Source organism: Pseudolactococcus laudensis (assembly GCF_013449735.1).
GTDB classification, from domain to species: Bacteria; Bacillota; Bacilli; order Lactobacillales; family Streptococcaceae; genus Pseudolactococcus; species Pseudolactococcus laudensis.
In genome coordinates, this window is sequence record NZ_JACBNY010000002.1 from 144,800 (window position 1) to 164,989 (window position 20,190).

Annotated in this window: 33 protein-coding genes; 31 read left to right on the forward strand and 2 right to left on the reverse strand. The window is 40.0% G+C overall.

The genetic code is table 11. From position 1 onward, the window contains the following. Positions 1 to 42 precede the first annotated feature (42 nt). From comGB to HZR21_RS02425, 12 genes are all read left to right on the forward strand, one after another. Entirely contained in the window at positions 43 to 918 is an 876-nt protein-coding gene (comGB, locus tag HZR21_RS02370; protein WP_246307777.1) for a competence type IV pilus assembly protein ComGB, read from the forward strand. Between the two features lie 165 nt (positions 919 to 1,083). Then, the gene (gene comGC, locus HZR21_RS02375) at positions 1,084 to 1,416 is read left to right on the forward strand and encodes a competence type IV pilus major pilin ComGC (RefSeq protein ID WP_180746092.1); all 333 of its coding nucleotides are present in this window, start codon (positions 1,084 to 1,086) and stop codon (positions 1,414 to 1,416) included. After that, positions 1,367 to 1,816 carry a competence type IV pilus minor pilin ComGD gene (gene comGD / locus HZR21_RS02380; RefSeq protein WP_220441095.1) on the forward strand — a complete coding sequence of 150 codons (450 nt, stop codon included), beginning with the start codon at positions 1,367 to 1,369 and terminating at the stop codon, positions 1,814 to 1,816. Before comGC ends, comGD begins: the two co-directional genes overlap by 50 nt. Next, entirely contained in the window at positions 1,788 to 2,093 is a 306-nt protein-coding gene (comGE, locus tag HZR21_RS02385) for a competence type IV pilus minor pilin ComGE (RefSeq protein WP_310592568.1), read from the forward strand. Before comGD ends, comGE begins: the two co-directional genes overlap by 29 nt. Next, positions 2,068 to 2,511, forward strand: a complete 444-nt coding sequence (comGF, locus tag HZR21_RS02390) for a competence type IV pilus minor pilin ComGF (RefSeq protein ID WP_259276404.1) — start codon at positions 2,068 to 2,070, stop codon at positions 2,509 to 2,511. The genes comGE and comGF overlap by 26 nt, the downstream gene beginning before the upstream one ends. 29 nt (positions 2,512 to 2,540) lie before the next feature. Beyond that, on the forward strand, positions 2,541 to 2,807 hold the full coding sequence (gene comGG, locus HZR21_RS02395; RefSeq protein WP_180746096.1) for a competence type IV pilus minor pilin ComGG: 267 nt from the start codon (positions 2,541 to 2,543) through the stop codon (positions 2,805 to 2,807). A gap of 76 nt (positions 2,808 to 2,883) precedes the next feature. After that, entirely contained in the window at positions 2,884 to 3,321 is a 438-nt protein-coding gene (locus tag HZR21_RS02400; RefSeq protein WP_180746158.1) for a hypothetical protein, read from the forward strand. Positions 3,322 to 3,466: 145 nt separating this feature from the next. Next, entirely contained in the window at positions 3,467 to 4,318 is an 852-nt protein-coding gene (ispE, locus tag HZR21_RS02405) for a 4-(cytidine 5'-diphospho)-2-C-methyl-D-erythritol kinase (protein ID WP_040525722.1), read from the forward strand. A 95-nt stretch (positions 4,319 to 4,413) separates the two neighbouring features. Then, the gene (locus tag HZR21_RS02410; RefSeq protein ID WP_180746098.1) at positions 4,414 to 5,262 is read left to right on the forward strand and encodes an aminotransferase class IV; all 849 of its coding nucleotides are present in this window, start codon (positions 4,414 to 4,416) and stop codon (positions 5,260 to 5,262) included. Between the two features lie 67 nt (positions 5,263 to 5,329). Further along, the gene (locus HZR21_RS02415; RefSeq protein WP_180746101.1) at positions 5,330 to 5,779 is read left to right on the forward strand and encodes a zinc-dependent MarR family transcriptional regulator; all 450 of its coding nucleotides are present in this window, start codon (positions 5,330 to 5,332) and stop codon (positions 5,777 to 5,779) included. Then, a complete protein-coding gene (locus HZR21_RS02420) occupies positions 5,779 to 6,513 on the forward strand; it encodes a metal ABC transporter ATP-binding protein (RefSeq protein ID WP_180746103.1) in 735 nt (244 codons plus the stop codon). Before HZR21_RS02415 ends, HZR21_RS02420 begins: the two co-directional genes overlap by 1 nt. Beyond that, positions 6,506 to 7,318: a metal ABC transporter permease gene (locus HZR21_RS02425; RefSeq protein ID WP_180746105.1), complete on the forward strand. Its 813-nt coding sequence runs from the start codon at positions 6,506 to 6,508 to the stop codon at positions 7,316 to 7,318. Before HZR21_RS02420 ends, HZR21_RS02425 begins: the two co-directional genes overlap by 8 nt. A gap of 14 nt (positions 7,319 to 7,332) precedes the next feature. Here the strand turns inward: HZR21_RS02425 and HZR21_RS02430 are convergent, their stop codons facing one another. Further along, positions 7,333 to 8,214 (reverse strand): RluA family pseudouridine synthase, encoded by an 882-nt coding sequence (locus tag HZR21_RS02430; protein ID WP_180746107.1) that lies wholly within the window; start codon positions 8,212 to 8,214, stop codon positions 7,333 to 7,335. A gap of 107 nt (positions 8,215 to 8,321) precedes the next feature. Here HZR21_RS02430 and HZR21_RS12130 point away from each other — a divergent pair, with 107 nt between their 5' ends. The 6 genes from HZR21_RS12130 (at position 8,322) to thrC (ending at position 13,608) form a co-directional block, all read left to right on the forward strand. Continuing rightward, positions 8,322 to 8,663, forward strand: a complete 342-nt coding sequence (locus HZR21_RS12130) for a YrdB family protein (protein WP_180746109.1) — start codon at positions 8,322 to 8,324, stop codon at positions 8,661 to 8,663. A 78-nt stretch (positions 8,664 to 8,741) separates the two neighbouring features. Further along, positions 8,742 to 10,889 (forward strand): transglycosylase domain-containing protein, encoded by a 2,148-nt coding sequence (locus tag HZR21_RS02440; protein WP_180746111.1) that lies wholly within the window; start codon positions 8,742 to 8,744, stop codon positions 10,887 to 10,889. A gap of 41 nt (positions 10,890 to 10,930) precedes the next feature. Beyond that, positions 10,931 to 11,080 (forward strand): 50S ribosomal protein L33, encoded by a 150-nt coding sequence (gene rpmG, locus HZR21_RS02445; RefSeq protein WP_072353644.1) that lies wholly within the window; start codon positions 10,931 to 10,933, stop codon positions 11,078 to 11,080. Further along, entirely contained in the window at positions 11,080 to 11,274 is a 195-nt protein-coding gene (secE, locus tag HZR21_RS02450; protein WP_003138111.1) for a preprotein translocase subunit SecE, read from the forward strand. The genes rpmG and secE overlap by 1 nt, the downstream gene beginning before the upstream one ends. Positions 11,275 to 11,407: 133 nt before the next feature. Beyond that, complete coding sequence (gene nusG / locus HZR21_RS02455; protein WP_003138108.1) at positions 11,408 to 12,001, forward strand: transcription termination/antitermination protein NusG; 594 nt, start codon at positions 11,408 to 11,410, stop codon at positions 11,999 to 12,001. Positions 12,002 to 12,117: 116 nt separating this feature from the next. Continuing rightward, positions 12,118 to 13,608 (forward strand): threonine synthase, encoded by a 1,491-nt coding sequence (thrC, locus tag HZR21_RS02460; RefSeq protein WP_180746113.1) that lies wholly within the window; start codon positions 12,118 to 12,120, stop codon positions 13,606 to 13,608. Between the two features lie 70 nt (positions 13,609 to 13,678). Here thrC and mscL read toward each other — a convergent pair whose 3' ends face one another. Beyond that, the gene (gene mscL, locus HZR21_RS02465) at positions 13,679 to 14,056 is read right to left on the reverse strand and encodes a large-conductance mechanosensitive channel protein MscL (protein ID WP_180746115.1); all 378 of its coding nucleotides are present in this window, start codon (positions 14,054 to 14,056) and stop codon (positions 13,679 to 13,681) included. A 258-nt stretch (positions 14,057 to 14,314) separates the two neighbouring features. On the opposite strand from mscL, the gene rpsJ reads away from it, so the two are divergent. The 13 genes from rpsJ to rplX all read left to right on the forward strand — a co-directional run bounded on the left by rpsJ (position 14,315) and on the right by rplX (position 20,168). Continuing rightward, positions 14,315 to 14,623 carry a 30S ribosomal protein S10 gene (gene rpsJ, locus HZR21_RS02470; protein WP_003138102.1) on the forward strand — a complete coding sequence of 103 codons (309 nt, stop codon included), beginning with the start codon at positions 14,315 to 14,317 and terminating at the stop codon, positions 14,621 to 14,623. A gap of 14 nt (positions 14,624 to 14,637) precedes the next feature. Next, entirely contained in the window at positions 14,638 to 15,261 is a 624-nt protein-coding gene (gene rplC / locus HZR21_RS02475; RefSeq protein WP_003138100.1) for a 50S ribosomal protein L3, read from the forward strand. A 23-nt stretch (positions 15,262 to 15,284) separates the two neighbouring features. After that, positions 15,285 to 15,911 (forward strand): 50S ribosomal protein L4, encoded by a 627-nt coding sequence (gene rplD, locus HZR21_RS02480; RefSeq protein ID WP_031366994.1) that lies wholly within the window; start codon positions 15,285 to 15,287, stop codon positions 15,909 to 15,911. Beyond that, complete coding sequence (locus tag HZR21_RS02485) at positions 15,911 to 16,198, forward strand: 50S ribosomal protein L23 (protein WP_180746117.1); 288 nt, start codon at positions 15,911 to 15,913, stop codon at positions 16,196 to 16,198. Before rplD ends, HZR21_RS02485 begins: the two co-directional genes overlap by 1 nt. Before the next feature lie 14 nt (positions 16,199 to 16,212). Then, entirely contained in the window at positions 16,213 to 17,046 is an 834-nt protein-coding gene (gene rplB, locus HZR21_RS02490) for a 50S ribosomal protein L2 (RefSeq protein WP_003138096.1), read from the forward strand. 100 nt (positions 17,047 to 17,146) lie between these two features. Beyond that, positions 17,147 to 17,425, forward strand: a complete 279-nt coding sequence (rpsS, locus tag HZR21_RS02495) for a 30S ribosomal protein S19 (RefSeq protein WP_003138095.1) — start codon at positions 17,147 to 17,149, stop codon at positions 17,423 to 17,425. A 19-nt stretch (positions 17,426 to 17,444) separates the two neighbouring features. Further along, positions 17,445 to 17,789, forward strand: a complete 345-nt coding sequence (gene rplV / locus HZR21_RS02500; RefSeq protein ID WP_003138094.1) for a 50S ribosomal protein L22 — start codon at positions 17,445 to 17,447, stop codon at positions 17,787 to 17,789. A 12-nt stretch (positions 17,790 to 17,801) separates the two neighbouring features. Beyond that, positions 17,802 to 18,455, forward strand: a complete 654-nt coding sequence (rpsC, locus tag HZR21_RS02505; protein WP_180746119.1) for a 30S ribosomal protein S3 — start codon at positions 17,802 to 17,804, stop codon at positions 18,453 to 18,455. After that, positions 18,455 to 18,883 (forward strand): 50S ribosomal protein L16, encoded by a 429-nt coding sequence (rplP, locus tag HZR21_RS02510; protein ID WP_003138092.1) that lies wholly within the window; start codon positions 18,455 to 18,457, stop codon positions 18,881 to 18,883. The genes rpsC and rplP overlap by 1 nt, the downstream gene beginning before the upstream one ends. Next, positions 18,873 to 19,079, forward strand: a complete 207-nt coding sequence (gene rpmC, locus HZR21_RS02515) for a 50S ribosomal protein L29 (RefSeq protein ID WP_003138091.1) — start codon at positions 18,873 to 18,875, stop codon at positions 19,077 to 19,079. Before rplP ends, rpmC begins: the two co-directional genes overlap by 11 nt. 22 nt (positions 19,080 to 19,101) lie before the next feature. After that, positions 19,102 to 19,362: a 30S ribosomal protein S17 gene (rpsQ, locus tag HZR21_RS02520; RefSeq protein WP_003138090.1), complete on the forward strand. Its 261-nt coding sequence runs from the start codon at positions 19,102 to 19,104 to the stop codon at positions 19,360 to 19,362. A 23-nt stretch (positions 19,363 to 19,385) separates the two neighbouring features. Further along, the gene (gene rplN / locus HZR21_RS02525; protein WP_003138089.1) at positions 19,386 to 19,754 is read left to right on the forward strand and encodes a 50S ribosomal protein L14; all 369 of its coding nucleotides are present in this window, start codon (positions 19,386 to 19,388) and stop codon (positions 19,752 to 19,754) included. A gap of 108 nt (positions 19,755 to 19,862) precedes the next feature. Next, positions 19,863 to 20,168, forward strand: a complete 306-nt coding sequence (gene rplX, locus HZR21_RS02530; protein WP_094785147.1) for a 50S ribosomal protein L24 — start codon at positions 19,863 to 19,865, stop codon at positions 20,166 to 20,168. Positions 20,169 to 20,190: the final 22 nt, after the last annotated feature.

Sequence of the window (20,190 nt, forward strand, 5' to 3'; positions counted from 1 at the left end):
TTTCATTTAGCAGAAATTGTTGATTTTTTATAACGTTCTAAGTTGGTAGAGGCAAAATTTGTGACGACTATACGAGAAGGTTTGTCAAATGGTCAAAGTCTTTCAGAAATCCTAAATGATTTACGTTTCTCAAACTCAGTCATCACACAAGTTGCTTTGGCAGACTATCACGGCAATACACTGCAAACGCTACAGTTAATAACAGAAAATCTAACACAAGTGCAAAAGGTCAGACAAAAATTAGTAACCGTAGCGACCTACCCTATTATTTTACTCGTTTTTCTAATAGTTATTGTGCTTGGTTTAAAAACTTACTTACTACCGCAAGTGACGACTAATAACTTCGCAGGAACAGTGATTAATCTACTGCCGTGGCTATTTCTCGGATTTGGCATCATGTTAACTGGTCTTATATTAGGGCTGGTGCGTTATTTCAAGACAACATCACCATTGCGTAATATCCAAAAGGTAGGGCGTTTTCCCTTGATTCAAACTTATTTGAAACTCTATTTGACGGCTTTTTATGCGAGGGAATGGGGGAATTTAATTAAGCAAGGGTTAGAAATGCGGCAAATCCTTGTAATGATGACTAAGCAAAATAATCAACTCTTCCGGGAAATGGGGCAAGACTTAATAGATGCCATGCAGTTAGGTCAAGAATTTCATGAAAAAATTCATCGTTATCGTTTTTTCGCACCGGAATTGGCATTGATTATTGAATATGGAGATATGAAAGCTAAGCTAGGTGATGAATTGCTTATCTATGCGGATGAATCGTGGGCGAAATTTTTTGAAAAGGTTGAAAAAGCCATGACTATTATTCAGCCACTCGTTTTTTTATTTGTAGCTCTGATGATTGTCTTGATTTATGCGGCAATACTCTTACCGATTTATGATCAGATGGCGTCAGGGATATAATTTGTAACGTCAGGTATAAGTTCGTGACTGTCTAACTTACTAGGCGGAACGCTAGTGCAGAAAGACTTTGAGCAGACGAAGTTCGCGAATGACCCCGCTTGGCAGGAGCGCGAGCGGATGTCAAGTTTCAAGGTTTCATGAAATGAAATCGCAGAAAGGAAAAATATGAAAAAGAATTCAATTCTCAGTAAGATAAAGCAAAAACAGGTCGATGGATTCACGTTGGTGGAAATGTTAATAGTCCTTCTTATTATTAGTGTGTTGATTTTGCTGTTCGTGCCTAACCTCTCCAAACAAAAAGAGGCAGTTAAGAATACTGGTAATGGCGCGGTTGTGAAGGTGGTCCATTCACAAGCAGAACTTTATAAATTGGACCATACAGATGAAGTGACACTAAGCAAGTTGGTCAATAATGGCAATATCACGCAAAAGCAGGCGGATGCTTATAATGAATACTACAAGAAAAATACAGCTGAAACACGCGATATTGTCAATTAGAGCTTTCACTTTATTGGAAAGTTTATTGACACTAACACTTACTTGTTTTGTGGTGTTGATGTTCTCGGCAACTTTACAGAATACTGTTCATATGATTCGAGGTGAGTTGTTTGTTTTACAATTTGAAATGATTTTAAAAAATCAGCAGGCACAGGCTGTTACAAATGCTGAGCCTAGAAGTCTATCATCGTTCAAAGGGGTAGTCAAAGTCAATGGTGTCAGGCAACCTGTTCCGAAAGAAACGAAGTTCTCGGATTTTGAGGTTACTTTTAAGGAAAACGGAAATATTCAGTCAATCAAGGATGCAAAAATCGTGATTTTATTGCCTTATGAAGGGGGAAAGCAAATCACTTATCAGTTACAGCTAGGAAGTGGACAATATAAAAAAACAACAAGTTAGGGCTTATATTTTATTGGAAAGCATCATAGCTATGGCGTTGTTAGCGGTATTATCAAGCATTGTAGTGACGGAGGTTTCAGTTAATCGCGCGCAAGTGGCTAGGCAGAATCGTGTCATTGAGGCCTTAAATGTTGGGGTGATGGCATTTGATAGCAAGCAAAGCACTCTGCATGAAAATGGTGTTAGCGTGACGATGATACGGACGGAAAAAATGGTGGTGCTAGAAAATTCTGGACAGGAGGTATTGCGTCTTGAAATTTTACAAGAGATGCCTTAGAGCTTTTACTTTACTAGAATGTCTGGTGGCGCTTTTGTCAATCAGTTTATCGATGCTTGTGATTCAGGGGATGACGATATTAGTGACACAAGAATTTAAAGCCATTCGTCAATCAGATGACAAAAATTGGCAAAATTTTTCAAATCTACTAAGACGAGAACTTGAAAATGCTGAGTTGGACAAGGTGACAAGACGTTATCTTTATGTGACTACGCCTAATGGTCCAAGACGCTTTGGAATGAAAACAGGGTCGGATGATTTTCGAAAAACCAATGAGCAAGGACAAGGTTATCAGCCGATGATTTATGGCGTGTCATCTGCTGAGATTTCAAATGTTGGTGATGTTGTCACCATCCATATGAAGTTTAGCAAAGGAGGTGAGCGAAAATTTATTTACGCATTTTCAAACGTCAAGTAAAGGCAGGGATTATGCTTTATGCTTTAGTGATGACAGTCATTTTTGGGATGATTTTAAGTTTCTATCTGAGTGCTGTAGTTGACAATCAAAAGAATTTGTTAAGCCAAAAAGCTTTTTTGAGTGCACAACTTATGGCAAGGATGACACGGGCACGAGTTGTGAGACAAAAATCAGGTCAAATTCGATTTAATACAGGGATTTCTGACTATCAACAAGTGGGCAGTGTGCTTAAAGTAACTGTTCGCTTAGAAAATTCAAGAACTTATCATTTTGATTTACCACATGTGGTAAAATAAAAGTATGCTAGACAATAAAAGAACCTTGGAAACGACGCAAAACGCTATTTTTCAAAATGGGAATAAATTGAAAGAAATATGTCAGGAATGCTATAGCGAACATAAACGGATAACACCGTTATTAAATCCGTTAGATTGTTTACACAACCATGTCCAATATATTTGTGGTACTTGTGGGCGCTGTATTTGTATCAATCCTGATGAGAAACGAGGGATTCAAAGGTGGCATTTTCCTTTTAAGTCTTTGGATATTGCCAAACTTTATTTGAGAACTGCGGATTATACGGTTAAAAAAAGTTGTGGCATCTATGAGATTAAAAGTGTGACGGGCAGGGTATCCTATAAAATTTTCGTAGATATTGAGGCATTATTACTTTATTTGAAGCAGAATACAAATAAACGATGTCTAACAATGGTTCCTTTATTTATAAAGGATGACTATAGAGAATACCCGGATACAGAAGTTAAAAAATTGACCTCTAAGGAAATTGAGGTATATCTGTCCGAACGATAATAGGAGAGATTATCTCTGAGATACGTTATGGATTATTGTATTTGGGATGAGTAGCGAATGTTCGTCAAACAAAATAATAAAGCTTACTTTCAGTGGTTTTATGAGGTAATTTGGACTGCTGAACATGGCATGGTATAATAGAAACATGGAAATTACAGAAAAAGCACCAGCTAAGATTAATCTTGGCTTGGACGTTCTAGGCAAGCGCGCTGATGGTTATCATGAGCTAGATATGATTATGACTAGTGTTGATTTGTCGGACCGCATTACAGTACGAGAACTTGAGAATGAACAGGTGATTCGATTACAGTCTAACTCTAGTTTTGTCCCTCTTAACAAAAAAAATCACGCCTATAAAGCAGCCATGGTTATGAAAAAGACTTTCGGTATTAAAAAAGGTGTCGAGATTTATATTGATAAAAAAACGCCAGTTGCTGCAGGACTAGCGGGTGGGTCATCGGATGCGGCGGCGACTTTGCGTGCCCTCAACCAACTTTGGCAGCTTAATTTAACGACGCAAGAGTTGGCAAAATTAGGGGAGCAGATAGGCTCAGATGTTCCGTATTGTGTGTATGGTCAAACGGCGCGCGTGACTGGACGAGGTGAACATGTCCGACCAATTGATAATCCGAAAAAATTCTGGGTGATTCTTGTGAAACCGTCATTTGGCGTTTCAACACCTGAAATTTTTCGTCATGTCAAGATGGATAAAATTCAGCATCCAGATATTGACGCTTTAGAAGATGCAGTCGTCAATTCTGATTTTGATGCCCTACTTCAAAATCTTGGTAATGCATTAGAGGCTGTCACATTAGCTAAACATCCCTTGATTTCTAAAATTAAGGAGCGGTTATTGGCGAGTGGCGCAGATGGTGTTTTAATGAGTGGAAGTGGGCCAACTGTTTTTGCGCTTTGTCAACAAGAGAAAAAAGCGCAACGTATTTGTAACAGTATTAAGGGGTTTTGTGACGAAGTTTACCTAGTGAGGATGCTTTAGAATAAGGTATCGTCAGGATTCTAGACAGGTCATTAGGTGTTTTATCTGCAAAAGTTGCATCAAACTGATGACGATACCAAAGGAGCGCGTTAAAAATGGAAGATTTAGCTTACTACAATGGAAAAATCACGCGCTTATCAGAAATGATGGTGCCGTTTAATGATCGCTCGCATTTTTTCGGTGATGGTGTTTATGATGCCAGTGTTGCGAGAAATGGGATTATCTTTAAACTAGAGGACCATATAGAGCGCTTTTTCAATAGCATGGCACTAATTGACATTCAACCTGATTTTACAAAAGACGAATTAAGAGAACTGTTACAAGATTTGTGCCAAAAGTTAAAAACAGGCGATCTGTTTGTCTATTTTCAGGTCAGTCGTGGTACAGCCGTCAGAAATCATAGCTATACTCAAACAATTAAACCCAACTTAGCCATTTATATGATACCTTGGACAGGCGATTTTTCTGGAGGTCATCGTCTCAAGCTGATGACCGTGCCAGATCACCGATTTGAGTTTTGTCACATTAAGACACTTAATCTGTTGCCTAATGTCCTAGCCAGTCAATCCGCGACAGCTCAAGGATTAGATGAAGTAGTTTATCATCGAGAGCAGCGCGTGACAGAGTGTGCTCATAGTAACATCAGCATCTTGACAAATGGTGTTTTCCAAACGGCGCCGCTTGATCATTGGATTTTACCAGGAATTGCGAGAAAGTATTTATTATTAGCCAGTCAATCGCTTGGTTTCGGTATTTCGGAAAAACCATTTACCATTGAAGAAATGCTAGCAGCGGACGAAATTATCGTGTCAAGTTCGGGTGCGCTTTGTGCACCAGTCTCAGAAATTGATGGACGTGCCGTAGGCGGTAGAGATTCTGAAAGATTGCAGCAACTGCAAACTAAAATTTATCAAGATTTTTTCAAGGAAACAGATATCGACTGAATCTGTTTTTTTGATTGACATTTTTATCTAGGATGATATACTTAACTGGTAAAGGAAATGACAAGATATGAAAAAGAAGACACAACAGGTCAGTCAACAAATCGATATGTTATTCACAAAAATCATGCAACTTGCTGAAAATAAACAAGAAGTACTTTTGGGTAAGTGTGAGTCTGATGCTGGATTGACGAACACGCAAGAGCATATTTTGATGTTGCTCTTACATGAAAAGTTAACCAATGCCAAACTCGCTGAAAAACTAAATATATCACCAGCAGCAGTGACCAAGGCATTAAAAAAATTACAGCAATTAAATTTAACGCATTCGGAAAAATCATCTTCTGATGAACGGATTGTTCTCTGGAGCCTTTCCGAAACGGGTCAGCCGATTGCACAAGAACATGGTCATCATCATCAAGCTACGCTTGCAACCTACGCTCAGATTGCTGACGCATTTTCAGAAGATGAGCAACAGACTATTGTTAAATTTCTGGAAAAATTGGAAAAGGAGTTTTAATGGACTACATCAAAGTAAACAATTTAAGCTTTGTCTACGATGCTGAACCAGTTCTGGAAAATGTTGCCTTTCGAATTAGTGCTGGTGAATTTGTTACTTTGACAGGTGAAAATGGTGCAGCTAAATCCACACTTGTCAAAGCAACCCTAGGTATTATCAAGCCGAAAACAGGTGAGATTACGATAGCCAAGCAGAATATTAAGGGTAAAAAGCTAAGAATTTCTTATCTGCCTCAACAAATCGCCAGTTTTAATGCCGGCTTTCCAAGCACGGTCAAAGAATTTGTGACAAGTGGTCGTTTTCCACGCAATGGGTGGTTTAAACGCATCACGCAACATGATTTAGAACATGTTGAGAAATCACTGCGTTCTGTTGGCATGTGGGAACAACGTGATAAACGGATGGGCGCCTTGTCTGGTGGTCAAAAGCAACGTGTGGCCATTGCCAGAATGTTTGCGAGTGACCCGGATTTATTTATTTTGGATGAGCCAACGACAGGAATGGATGATGTCAGTCGATCAGAATTTTATCGTTTGATGAGTCATGCTGCACACCGACACGGAAAAGCTGTTCTGATGATTACACATGATGCAGAAGATGTTAAAGCATTTTCTGATCGTAATATTCATCTGGCACGTAAGCAAAACTCGCATTGGCGCTGTTTTAGTGTTCACGAAAACACAGCTGAACAAAATAATAAAGCATTAGAAAGTAAGGAGGCAAGCGGTGTTTAGTTTATTTCAGTACGAATTCATGCAACGTGCTTTCTTCGCTATTGTTGCCATGTCCTTATTTGCACCACTTCTAGGTGTTTTCCTCGTCTTGCGTCGCCAAAGTTTAATGAGTGATACGCTCAGCCACGTTTCTTTAGCAGGTGTTGCCTTTGGTTTATTCATCGGAATATCGCCTAACCTCTCAACTATTGTTGTTGTGATTTTAGCAGCCGTCCTCCTCGAATATCTGCGAACACTTTATCGCAACTTTTTGGAAGTAGCCACAGCTATTCTGATGAGCCTTGGTTTATCACTCGCCTTGATTTTTGCTAACACCGGCCGTGGGAAAGGTATTAACCTAGATCAATACCTCTTTGGCTCGATTGTGACAGTTTCCCAGACCCAAGTCATCTTGCTAGCGATTCTAGCAGCTGTCGTCTTAGTCGTCTTTGTCCTCTTTATGCGTCCGATGTATGTCATGACCTTTGATGAAGACACAGCTTTCGTCGACGGTCTCCCAGTTAGACTTATGTCAACTTTATTCAACGTTGTGACAGGAGTTGCCATTGCCCTGATGATTCCAGTTGCAGGTGCCCTCTTAGTTTCAGCCATTATGGTCATGCCAGCATCTATCGCCATGCGAGTCGGGCTAACCTTTAAACGAGTTCTAGCGCTCTCAGTCATCATCGGTTTCATCGGCATGCTAGCGGGGTTAGTCATTTCTTATGAGAGTGGCGCGCCAGCCAGCGCCACAATTACCCTTGTTTTTGTCTTCGCCTTTATCCTGACGCTAGGCGCAAGTAAACTTAAGACAATGCTCAAATAAAAAATCGTTACAGCTCAGTCTGTAGCGATTTTTCTCATGACGCGCTCAAACGACTCAGAAACTGCCGTAACGCGGATTTTTTCTTTGGTAAATGGTTGACTGAGCTCAAGATGTTTCGCGTGTAACATTAAACGTGAGGCTTTGTGGCCTCTGTAAACAGTATCGCCTAAAATTGCATGTCCTAGACTGCTGAGATGTACGCGAATTTGGTGCGTCCGTCCTGTTTCAAGCTGACACTGAACCAAAGTATCACCTGCAAAACGTTTCAAAACATGAATATGCGTCACCGCACGCTGCCCACCTCGTGCTACCACCACTCGCCGTTTTTTATCATGGCGATCAGTTCCGATAGCTTGATTAATCGTCAACTTATCTTGCGTGAACTGTCCTGCACACAAGGCTTGATAGGTGCGATGAATCTGTCTATCATGCAACATTTGATCTAAAATAGGTAGCACAAAAGGATTTTTGGCAAACAAAACGGCGCCAGAAGTTTCAAAGTCTAAACGGTGAACGACATAAACGATTTGTCCGCAAGCCGCTGCAATATGATTTTGTAAGGCGATTTCAGAGGTGCCATTACCATGAGTTTTCATATATTCTGGTTTATTAACAATGACGAGATGGTCATCTTCGTATAAAATCAAGGATTCACCTAGTTGTTTGTCACCAAAAACCAACTTTTTATCGGGGAAGTCTGTCGTATCAAACAGAACAGTGATTTGATCACCTCCACTGACTAGATCAGAAAATTTGGCGACATCATCATTAATTAGGACATGCTGCTTAGTTCTCAAAAGATGTCGTTGTTTTTTGGGCACAAGCCATTCGGTCGTTAAAAGTTCTGCCACAGTCATCTTCTTTAAGGTGGTGGGGAGTTTTATCGTGAATTTCATGTAGCTATTATACCAAAAATATGCTATTCTATTTTAAAATAACTCATTAAATTTGGTATCGGACTTAAATTGTTTTGCTTGATTAAATACAAAAAGGAGTGAATTCTGTGCATCTCTTAAAAATTAGTAACCTCGGTTTATCTTTTCTCTTAGAGCTCTACGCTCTTTTTGTTTCAGGATATTGGGGATTGACACTCAAAGTTGATAAGCCTTTAAAGTTTATGTTTGGCCTATCAATGCCGATTGTACTAATGATTTTATGGGGGATTCTTTGTGCGCCTTCGTCGGTTTATCGACTATCGGGTTTTAAATTGATTGCATTAAAGGTGCTGATATTTGGTGGTATCACTTTATTATTAGTCAGTATGGATTACCCGAAGCAGGCTGTCATTTTTGCTGTACTTGTTGTGATAAATCTGTTAGTTAGTTCCTATTTCAAAACGCTATAATCAAACCAGTAATGATAGCTATATCACCACTAACACTAACTTTAAGGTGCTTTGACTAAAATATGGTAGAATAAGATTATGACAGAAAACGAAGTAAAAAAATCAAGTTTAAGTCGATCGCGAAAAAATGTTGATCCTGAATTAGACAGGAAAGTAAAAACAAAAAAACGACAAATTATTCCTGCGCCGATTAAGCGTTTTTGGAAACGGTATAATCTGACCAAAATCACAATTGCTTTGGTCCTTTTCTTGGTGCTATCTATTGCTAGTTACCTTCTTTTTCTAGCCAAAACAGCCGATGTCGAAACGCTCAAGCAATCGATGGAAGCACGGACGGAAATTATTGATAAAAACGGGCAATCTGCAGGTGCCATGTACGGTCAAAAAGGGACAACGGTCAAATTTGATGAGATTTCAGATAATCTCAAAAATGCCGTCATTGCAACAGAGGATCGATCTTTTTATGATAATAATGGGATTAACTTTAAGCGAACGCTTTTAGCAGTTGTAACACTAGGAAAATTTGGTGGTGGTTCAACGATTACCCAACAGTTAGCTAAAAATGCTTACCTAACTCAGAAACAAACCGTCGATCGTAAGGCTAAGGAATTATTCCTAGCCCTTGAAATTAATAAAAAGTACGATAAAAAAGATATTTTAACCATGTACCTGAATAATTCTTATTTTGGTAATGGGATATGGGGAATTCAGGACGCGAGTCTTAAATACTATGGTAAGTCAGCTAAAGATTTGTCAGTAGAAGAGGCGGCGACGCTTGCTGGGATTCTCAAGTGGCCGGAAGTCTATAATCCTCTGTATAAGGAAGGTAAGTTTGCTAAAGATCGTAGGGATACGGTCTTGCAAAATATGGTTAATGCAGGATATATTAAGCAAGCAGATGCTGAGGCAAGCATGCAAATCGGGATTACGAGTAATCTGGCAGATGCTTATGTCGGTAAAGATGATGACTATAATTATCCGAGTTATTTCGATGCGGTGATTCAGGAAGCGATCAATGTTTATGGACTTACTGAACATGATATTTTAAATAATGGCTACAAAATATATACTGGTTTGGATCAGAATATGCAGACAGGAATGCAGACGACTTATGCAAATACCTACCAGTTTCCAGTCGCTGCAGATGGTGTCAGTGCCCAGTCTGCATCGGTTGCAATTAACCCGAGCACAGGAGAAGTGGAAGCGCTGATTGGACGGGTGCCAACAACGGATAATAATAGTTTCCGTGGTTTTAACTTTGCGACGCAATCTGGTCGAAGTCCTGGTTCAACGATTAAACCTTTAGTTGTCTATACGCCAGCGATTGAGGCAGGATGGTCAATTAATAAGATGGTTCGTGATGAGCCGATGAATTATGATGGTTGGCAACCGCTCAATGCGGATAGACAATGGCATGGCGATATGCCGATGTATCAAGCGCTTGCTAATTCTTATAACATTCCAGCGATTAATACTTTCAAAGCTATTGGCATTAAAACTGGTATTGCTAAAGGTAAACAATTTGGTCTTAATTTGACGGATAAAAATGATACGTTAACAACAGCGCTTGGTGCGGGTGTCGAGACAAATCCATGGCAGATGGCACAAGCCTATGCGACGTTTGCAAATGATGGCATTATGAATGAGGCACATCTAATTAAGAAAATCGTCAGCGCATCTGGTACGACTATCGCAACTGCAAAAGTGAAATCAACGCGAGTGATTGATAGCCAAACGGCACAAAAGATGACTTCGATGATGTTAGGTACCTATACAAATGGTACAGGGATTTATGCAGCACCATACGGCTATACCTTGGCAGGAAAAACCGGAACGAATGAAGATATTGACCAATGGGTTATCGGTTATACGCCTGATGTTGTGATGACGCTTTGGCTAGGCTATGAAAATCCTGAGAGTGAGTTACATCGCTTGGATGATACGTCTGCAGGAACGGCCTCAGAAATATTCAGAACGATGGCGAGTACTATTTTACCTTATACGAATAATACGCAGTTCAAGGAAGAAAATGCTTATAGTTTAGCAGGGTTAAACCCTGTTTCAACAGTAGCAGAAGATCCAGCTACCAGTGACGTTGTTGAGGATGCCAAGAATAAAGCCAAGGATATCACAGACAAAGCCAAATCTTTTACAGATAAAGCTGGCGAAAAAGCCAAAGAAGTTGGTGATAGCATCTGGGACCGTGTCAAGTCTTGGTTTGACTAATGTATGATATTTTGGTAGAATTATAAACTGGAGATAAATATATGATTAAAAAAGCAAGCTTAGCTTGTACGGTCTGTGGATCGCGCAACTATTCGATAACTGTCAGCTCAAATGGACGCGATAAACGTCTTGAAGTTAATAAATTCTGCAAAACGTGTGGAAAATATACCCTGCATAAGGAGACTAGATAATGTTTAAATTTATCAATTCAATTGTTGCTGAAATGCGCCTTGTTACATGGCCAACACGCTCAGAAGCAGTAAAAGATTTTGGTATGGTCATTCAATACTCAATATTCTTCATGGTTTTCATCGTGATTTTTGACTGGCTTGTTAAAAGTGGCGTGACACAAGCTGTTAAATTATTGGTACCAATGATCAAATAATGTGGTATAATATTGGAAAAGGGCGAAAAGCCTTTTTCTTGTACCAAAAGGTACTCTAAATTGTCAGAAAAGGTCGCCCCATCGGTCAGGTTATAAGTGCCTAGGCACTTGTCTATTTATAAGGAGAACTATCATGTCAGACACATTCGAAGAAAACATTGAACAAGAAGCGCCAAAAGAACAAGTCGTAAACTTTGACCAAGGGTGGTTTGTGATTCAAACCTATTCTGGTTATGAAAACAAAGTGAAGGAAAACTTGCTTGAACGCGCGCAAACTTACAATATGACGGATAACATCTTGCGCATCGAGATTCCGACGGAAACTGTTGATAAAGAAGTCAATGGTAAACGTAAAGAAGTCGAAGAAAACCTTTTCCCAGGTTATGTTTTGGTTGAAATGAACATGACGGATGAAGCATGGTTTGTTGTGCGTAATACGCCTAATGTTACAGGATTCGTTGGTTCTCATGGTAACCGTTCAAAACCAACACCTTTATTTGAAGAAGAAATTCAAGAAATTCTTCAAGGTATGGGTAAAGTCGTTCGTGAAATTACTTTTGATATCCATGTTGGTAAACGTGTTAAAATTATTGACGGTGCCTTTTCTGGATTCGAAGGTCCGATTACAGAAGTTAACGGCGATAAAGTGAAAGTAACGGTTGATATGTTTGGTCGTGAAACACCTGTTGAACTTGATTTACAACAAATTGATGAGATTGGCTATTAATTCAGAGATGGATACTAGTGTAAAAAAAACTTCCATTTTTTGGAAGTTTTTTTGAAATATTCTGATAATTATGCTACAATATGACTAACCAAAATGCCAATCATGAGGAGCCAAAAATGACTTTAATTTACCAATCAACGCGTGACAAAACTAATCAAGTAACTGCTAGTCAAGCAATTCTTCAAGGTCTTGCAACGGATGGAGGACTCTACGTACCGACTGAAACACCAAATGTTAAGTTGGATTTTGAGGCGTTAAAAAATGCTAGCTATCAAGAAGTAGCGTCGCTTGTTTTATCAGCTTTTCTAGATGATTTTACGTCTGAAGAAATAGCTTACTGTGTTGAAAATGCCTACGATAGTAAATTTGATGATGCGGCAATTGCGCCACTTGTTAAATTGGATGGTCAGTATAACCTTGAATTATTCCACGGTAATACAATTGCGTTCAAAGATATGGCGCTTTCTATTTTGCCTTATCTTATGACAACAGCTGCTAAAAAACACGGTGTTGATCGTGAAATTGTCATTTTGACGGCAACTTCTGGGGATACTGGTAAAGCTGCAATGGCTGGCTTTGCAGATGTTCCTGGAACAAAAATTGTTGTTTTCTATCCAAAAGATGGAGTTTCTAAAATTCAAGAGCATCAAATGACGACTCAAGTTGGCGAAAATGTCAAAGTTATCGCTATTGATGGTAACTTTGATAATGCTCAAACCAATGTTAAGGCGATGTTTAATAATGAAGCTTTGCGTGATAAGATGTTTGCTAATGGCAAACAATTTTCGAGTGCAAATTCGATGAATATTGGTCGTCTTGTACCGCAAATCGCCTACTACGTTTATGCTTATGCGCAACTTGTTAAATCGGGTGCGATTAAAAATGGTGCTGAAATCAACTTTACTGTGCCAACAGGTAATTTCGGAAATATTTTAGCGGGATACTATGCTAAACAAATTGGTTTGCCAGTAGGTAAGCTTATCTGTGCCTCAAATGAAAATAATGTCCTGACTGACTTTTTCCGTACAGGTACCTATGATAAAAATCGTGATTTCTTTGTGACAAGCTCTCCTTCAATGGACATCCTGGTCTCATCTAATTTGGAGCGGTTGATTTTCCATTTGACTGGTGACAGCGATGTGTCAACGTCAGAATTGATGACGAGTTTGAATACAACTGGGGTCTACAAAATCAGTGATGACATGTTAGCGGAGTTGAATGGATTTTATGCTGACTTTGCAGATGAAGTTGAAATTTCTGAACAAATTGCTACAACTTTTAAGGTTGATCACTACGTTGAAGATCCACACACGGCGGTTGCGAGTGCGGTATATAAAAAATACCTTGCTGAAACGCAAGATCCGACACCAACTGTCATTGTATCAACGGCTAGTCCTTATAAATTTCCAAAAGTTGTTGTTGAAAGCCTGACGACATTGACAGGGGAAGAAGATGATTTTGATTTGGTTAAAAAGCTTGAAGAGATTTCAGGTACACCTTTGCCAAAAGCGGTGTCGGAACTCTTTGATGCGCCAGTTTTACACGATGCGGTGATTCCTGCTGCTGAAATGCAATCAGCTGTTGAGCGCTATTTAGCGTTAGATTAATAGGTTGCATTGAGAATAGAAGAAAGACCTCAGATTAATTTCTGAGGTCTTTCTTCTATATAATAGGTGATTATTTTTGTTTTAATAGATCACGGATTTCTTTCAATGTTTCTACTTCTTCATTGGTAGCAGCAACTTCTTCATCTTCTTCTGTTTTGTTAGCAGCGAATAATTTATTAACTGTTTTGATGATGATAAAAACAATAAAAGCTGTAATCAAAAAGATCAAGACGTCGTTCAAAAATTTACCATAAGCGAATGTTGCATTGCCTAACTTGAAACTAAGTTGGGCTAAAGCGCCATCTTGAACGAAAATGCCAATGAGTGGATTAATAAGGTTATACACTAATGATTTGACGATGGCAGTAAACGCACCCCCAATAATGACCCCAACAGCTAAGTCAAGAACGTTACCACGCAAAATAAATGCTTTAAATTCTTTTAACACTATGTTTCCTCCTATTATTATGTAGTCTAATTATATCATAAAGGGTATTGTAAAGCGATGTGGAAAGCAATTAGAAAAAAATGGTTGAAAAGCTTGCAAATGGTCAAGCTTTCTGTTATCATAGATAAGTACTGCGTAAAGCGTTGTATGTAGCTGTGAAGCGAGAGGTTGTGATACACCCGGAGGCGTTGCCGCGCATCCTGTATTAGTTTTCTCGTGGAGCTAGCCTATTCTAAGAAATAGACGAGAGGAGAAAAAATGGCAAACAAAAAAATCCGCATTCGTTTGAAAGCGTACGAACATGGTATTCTTGATCAAGCGGCTGAGAAAATCGTAGAAACTGCGAAACGTACTGACGCATCTGTAGCAGGTCCAATCCCGCTTCCAACAGATCGTTCAGTTTACACAATCATCCGTGCGACTCACAAATACAAAGACTCACGTGAACAATTCGAAATGCGTACACACAAACGTTTGATCGACATCATTAACCCAACACAAAAAACTGTTGATGGCTTGATGAAACTCGACTTACCAAGTGGCGTAAACATCGAAATTAAATTATAAGGAAAGGAACTCTAATGACAAAAGGAATCTTAGGGAAAAAAGTGGGAATGACCCAAATTTTCACCGAAACTGGCGAATTAATCCCAGTAACTGTCATTGAAGCTGCAGCTAACGTTGTACTTCAAGTCAAAACAGTCGCAACTGATGGCTACGAAGCTGTTCAAGTTGGTTTTGATGATAAACGTGAAGTTTTGAGTAACAAACCTGCCAAAGGCCATGTTGCAAAAGCAAACACTGCTCCTAAGCGCTTCATTCGTGAATTCAAGAACATTGAAGGCTTGGAAGTGGGCGCTGAATTGACAGTAGAACAATTTGAAGCTGGAGATGTTGTTGACGTCACTGGTACGACTAAAGGTAAAGGTTTCCAAGGGGTTATTAAACGCCACGGACAATCACGCGGGCCAATGGCTCACGGTTCACGTTACCACCGTCGTCCAGGGTCAATGGGTCCTGTTGCACCTAACCGTGTATTCAAAAATAAACACCTTGCAGGTCGCATGGGTGGCAACCGCGTAACAGTTCAAAACCTTGTTATCGTACAAGTTGTCCCTGAAAAAAATGTTATCCTTGTTAAAGGTAATGTACCAGGTGCTAAGAAATCACTTATCACAGTTAAATCAGCTATTAAAGCTAAATAATAAGGAAAGGAGATAAGTTAAAAATGACTAACGTATCATTATTTAAACAAGACGGATCGCAAGCTGGCGATATCACATTGAACGATGCAGTCTTTGGTATTGAACCAAACGAATCTGTAGTCTTCGACGTAATCCTAAGCCAACGTGCTAGCCTTCGTCAAGGTACTCACGCAGTTAAAAACCGTTCAGCAGTACGCGGTGGTGGTAAAAAACCATGGCGTCAAAAAGGAACTGGTCGTGCACGTCAAGGTTCTATCCGCTCACCACAATGGCGTGGCGGTGGCGTAGTCTTTGGACCAACACCACGTTCTTACGGTTACAAATTGCCACAAAAAGTTCGTCAACTTGCACTTAAATCAGTTTACTCTGAAAAAGTTGCAGAAAACAAACTTGTGGCAGTTGATGCGCTGAACTTCGACGCACCAAAAACTGCAGAATTTGTAAAAGTTCTTGAAGCACTTGCCATTGAACGTAAAGTTCTTGTCATCTTCGAAAACGAAGGAAATAAATTCGCTGAATTGTCTGCACGTAACATTCCAAATGTTCAAGTCACAACTGCTAACTCAGCATCTGTTCTTGATATCGTAAACAACGATAAAATTTTGGTGACACAAGCAGCTCTATCTCAAATTGAGGAGGTTCTTGCATAATGTCATTGTACGACGTAATCAAAAAACCAATCATCACTGAAAGCTCTATGCTTGCAATCGATGAAAAGAAATATACCTTTGAAGTTGACGGGCGTGCCCACAAACTTCTTATCAAACAAGCTGTTGAAGCTGCGTTTGAAGGGGTTAAAGTTGCTTCTGTTAACACTGTCAATGTGAAGCCTAAAGCTAAACGCGTAGGTAAATACACAGGTTACACAAACAAAGTGAAGAAAGCTATCGTGACCCTGACGGCTGATTCTAAAAACATTGAAATTTTCGGGGAATAAGAAAGGAGTAATCAGTGGGTATTAAAGTATACAAACCGACGACCAACGGTCGCCGTAACATGACAAGCCTTGACTTTGCTGAAATTACGACTAACAAACCTGAGAAATCATTGTTGGTATCACTTAAAAGTAAAGCAGGCCGTAACAACAACGGACGCATCACAGTACGTCATCAAGGTGGCGGACACAAACGTCATTACCGTGTGATCGACTTTAAACGTAATCACGATGACGTCGTTGCTAAAGTTGCGACTATCGAATATGATCCAAACCGTTCAGCAAACATCGCTTTGGTTGTTTATGCTGATGGTATTAAAACATACATCCTTGCACCTAAAGGTCTTGTTGTTGGTCAAACAATCGTTTCTGGCCCAACAGCCGACATCAAAACTGGTAACGCTTTGCCACTTGCAAACATTCCAGTAGGTACATTGATTCACAACATCGAATTGAAACCTGGTAAAGGTGGACAATTGGTACGTTCAGCTGGTGCATCTGCACAAGTACTTGGTCAAGAAGGTAAATACACACTTGTGCGTTTACAATCTGGTGAAGTTCGCATGATTCTTTCAACTGCACGTGCAACAATCGGTGTTGTCGGTAATGGTGAGCACAGTCTTGTCAATATAGGTAAAGCTGGTCGTAACCGTTGGAAGGGTATCCGTCCAACAGTCCGCGGTTCAGTAATGAACCCGAACGATCACCCACACGGTGGTGGTGAAGGTAAACAACCAGTTGGTCGTAAATCTCCATCTACACCATGGGGCAAACCAGCGCTTGGTCTTAAAACACGTAATAAGAAAGCTAGATCTAGCAAACTTATCGTTCGTCGTAAAAACCAAAAATAATCTATCCGCCAGCTCCGGCTTAGCACCGGCAGTGGTTCTAATACAAGTCGTTCAAATATTTAGTTTGAATCACTAAAAATTAAAGGAGAAACCATAACACATGGGACGCAGTCTTAAAAAAGGCCCTTTCGTCGATGATCATTTGATGAAAAAGGTTGTTGCTCAAGAAGGCAACGAAAAGAAAACAGTTATTAAAACTTGGTCACGTCGTTCTACGATCTTCCCTAACTTCATCGGTTACACGATTGCAGTTTATGATGGTCGCAAACACGTGCCAGTATATATCCAAGAAGACATGGTAGGACACAAATTGGGCGAATTCGCACCAACACGTACTTACCGTGGCCACGCAGCAGACGATAAAAAGACACGTCGTTAATTTATAGAGGAGGAAAAAAATGGCAGAAATTACTTCAGCTAAAGCAACTGCTCGTACAGTCCGCGTTTCACCTCGTAAATCACGTCTTGTAATCGACTTGATTCGTGGAAAAAACGTTGCAGATGCTATCGCAACACTTAAATTCACACCGACTAAAGCAGCAAATGAGATTGAGAATGTTTTGAACTCTGCAATCGCAAACGCTGAAAACAACTTTGGTCTTGAAAAAGCAAACCTTTTCGTTTCTGAAGCCTACATTAATGAAGGCCCAACAATGAAACGTTTCCGTCCACGGGCTAAAGGTTCTGCTTCACCAATTAACAAACGCACAAGCCACATCACTGTGGTTGTGACAGAAAAATAAGGAGGTAAAATCGTGGGTCAAAAAGTACATCCTATTGGTATGCGTGTCGGAATCATTCGTGACTGGGACGCAAAATGGTATGCTGAAAAAGAATACGCAAGTTACCTCCATGAGGACCTTGCAATCCGTAAACTTGTTCAAACTAAACTTGCGGATGCTTCAGTTTCAACTATCGAAACTGAACGTGCTGTTAACAAGGTCATCGTGACTTTGCACACAGCTAAACCAGGTATGGTGATCGGTAAATCAGGCGCTAACGTTGATGCACTTCGTGCAGAATTAAACGCTTTGACTGGTAAACAAGTTCACATCAACATCGTTGAAATCAAAAAACCTGACCTTGATGCTCACCTTGTAGGTGAAGGTATCGCGCGTCAACTTGAACAACGTGTTGCTTTCCGTCGTGCTCAAAAACAAGCTATCCAACGTACTATGCGTGCTGGTGCCAAAGGTATCAAAACTCAAGTATCTGGTCGTTTGAATGGTGCAGATATTGCCCGTGCTGAAGGATATTCAGAAGGAACTGTGCCATTGCACACACTCCGTGCTGATATTGACTACGCATGGGAAGAAGCAGATACAACTTATGGTAAACTTGGCGTTAAAGTTTGGATTTACCGTGGTGAAATCTTGCCAACTAAAAAATCAGTGAAAGGAGACAAATAATGTTAGTACCTAAACGTGTGAAACACCGCCGCGAATTCCGTGGTAAAATGCGTGGGGAAGCTAAAGGCGGCAAAGAAGTCGCATTTGGTGAATTTGGTCTCCAAGCAACAACTTCTCACTGGATCACAAACCGTCAAATCGAGGCAGCTCGTATTGCCATGACACGTTACATGAAACGTGGTGGTAAAGTTTGGATCAAAATCTTCCCTCATAAATCTTATACTGCAAAAGCTATCGGGGTCCGTATGGGTTCTGGTAAAGGGGCACCTGAAGGTTGGGTTTCTCCAGTTAAACGCGGTAAAGTAATGTTCGAAATTGCAGGCGTTTCTGAAGAAGTCGCTCGCGAAGCATTACGTCTTGCATCACACAAACTTCCTGTTAAAACTAAGTTTGTAAAACGTGCTGAGGAGGAAACAAATGAAGCTTAATGAAGTAAAATCACTTTTGACAGAACTTCGTGGTCTTTCAGCTGAAGAACTCGCAACACGCGAACAAGATTTGAAAAAAGAATTGTTCGACTTGCGTTTCCAAGCAGCTGCTGGTCAGCTTGAAAACACTGTCCGCCTCAACGAAGTTAAGAAAACAATTGCTCGCGTGAAAACTGTTCAACGCGAAGCGAAATAATAGATAGGGAGAAACCTTTAAAATGGAACGTAATCAACGTAAAGTTTATCAAGGCCGCGTGGTTTCTGACAAAATGGATAAAACCATCACTGTTGTCATCGAAACAAAACGTAACCACCCTGTCTATGGTAAACGTATTAACTACTCTAAAAAATTGAAAGCTCACGACGAAAACAACTCAGCTAAAACTGGTGATATCGTTCGCGTGATGGAAACTCGTCCTTTGTCAAAAGACAAACGTTTCCGTCTTGTTGAAATCGTTGAAGAAGCAGTCATCATCTAACATTCTAAAAGGAGGAATTTGCTGTGATTCAATCAGAATCTCGTTTGAAAGTTGCTGATAACAGCGGTGCCAAAGAAATTCTTGCTATCAAAGTCCTAGGTGGCTCTGGTCGTAAATTCGCTGGTATCGGTGATGTTATTGTTGCATCTGTAAAATCTGCAGCTCCTGGCGGAGTTGTTAAAAAAGGTGAAGTTGTCAAAGCGGTTATCGTGCGTACTAAATCAGGCGCACGTCGTACAGACGGTTCATACATTAAGTTCGACGAAAACGCTGCTGTTATCATTAAAGATGACAAAACGCCTCGTGGAACACGTATCTTTGGCCCAGTTGCTCGCGAATTGCGTGAAGGTAACTTCATGAAAATCGTATCATTGGCACCAGAAGTACTTTAAGCTTTAAATTCATTTTTAAAACTTAATCCAACAAAACACAAACACAGTCCCCTTGTATTTATAAGGGTGTCGCAATTCGCGACGTAAGAAAATTAGGAGAAAATTCAAATGTTTGTAAAAACAGGTGATACTGTCAAAGTCATCGCGGGTAAAAGCCGTGGTTTGACTGGTAAAGTAATTAAAGCTTTGCCAAAAGCTAACAAAGTCGTTGTTGAAGGTGCTAACTTGATCAAAAAACACCAAAAACCAAACAACGAAAATCCAAACGGTGCGATTCTTGAACTTGAAGCGCCTATCCATGTGTCAAACGTACAAGTACTTGACAAAAATGGTGTAGCTGGCCGTGTTGGTTATAAAGTTGAAGGCGACAAAAAAGTGCGTTACAACAAAAAATCTGGCGAAATCCTAGATTAATAGACACGGAAAGGAGAATATA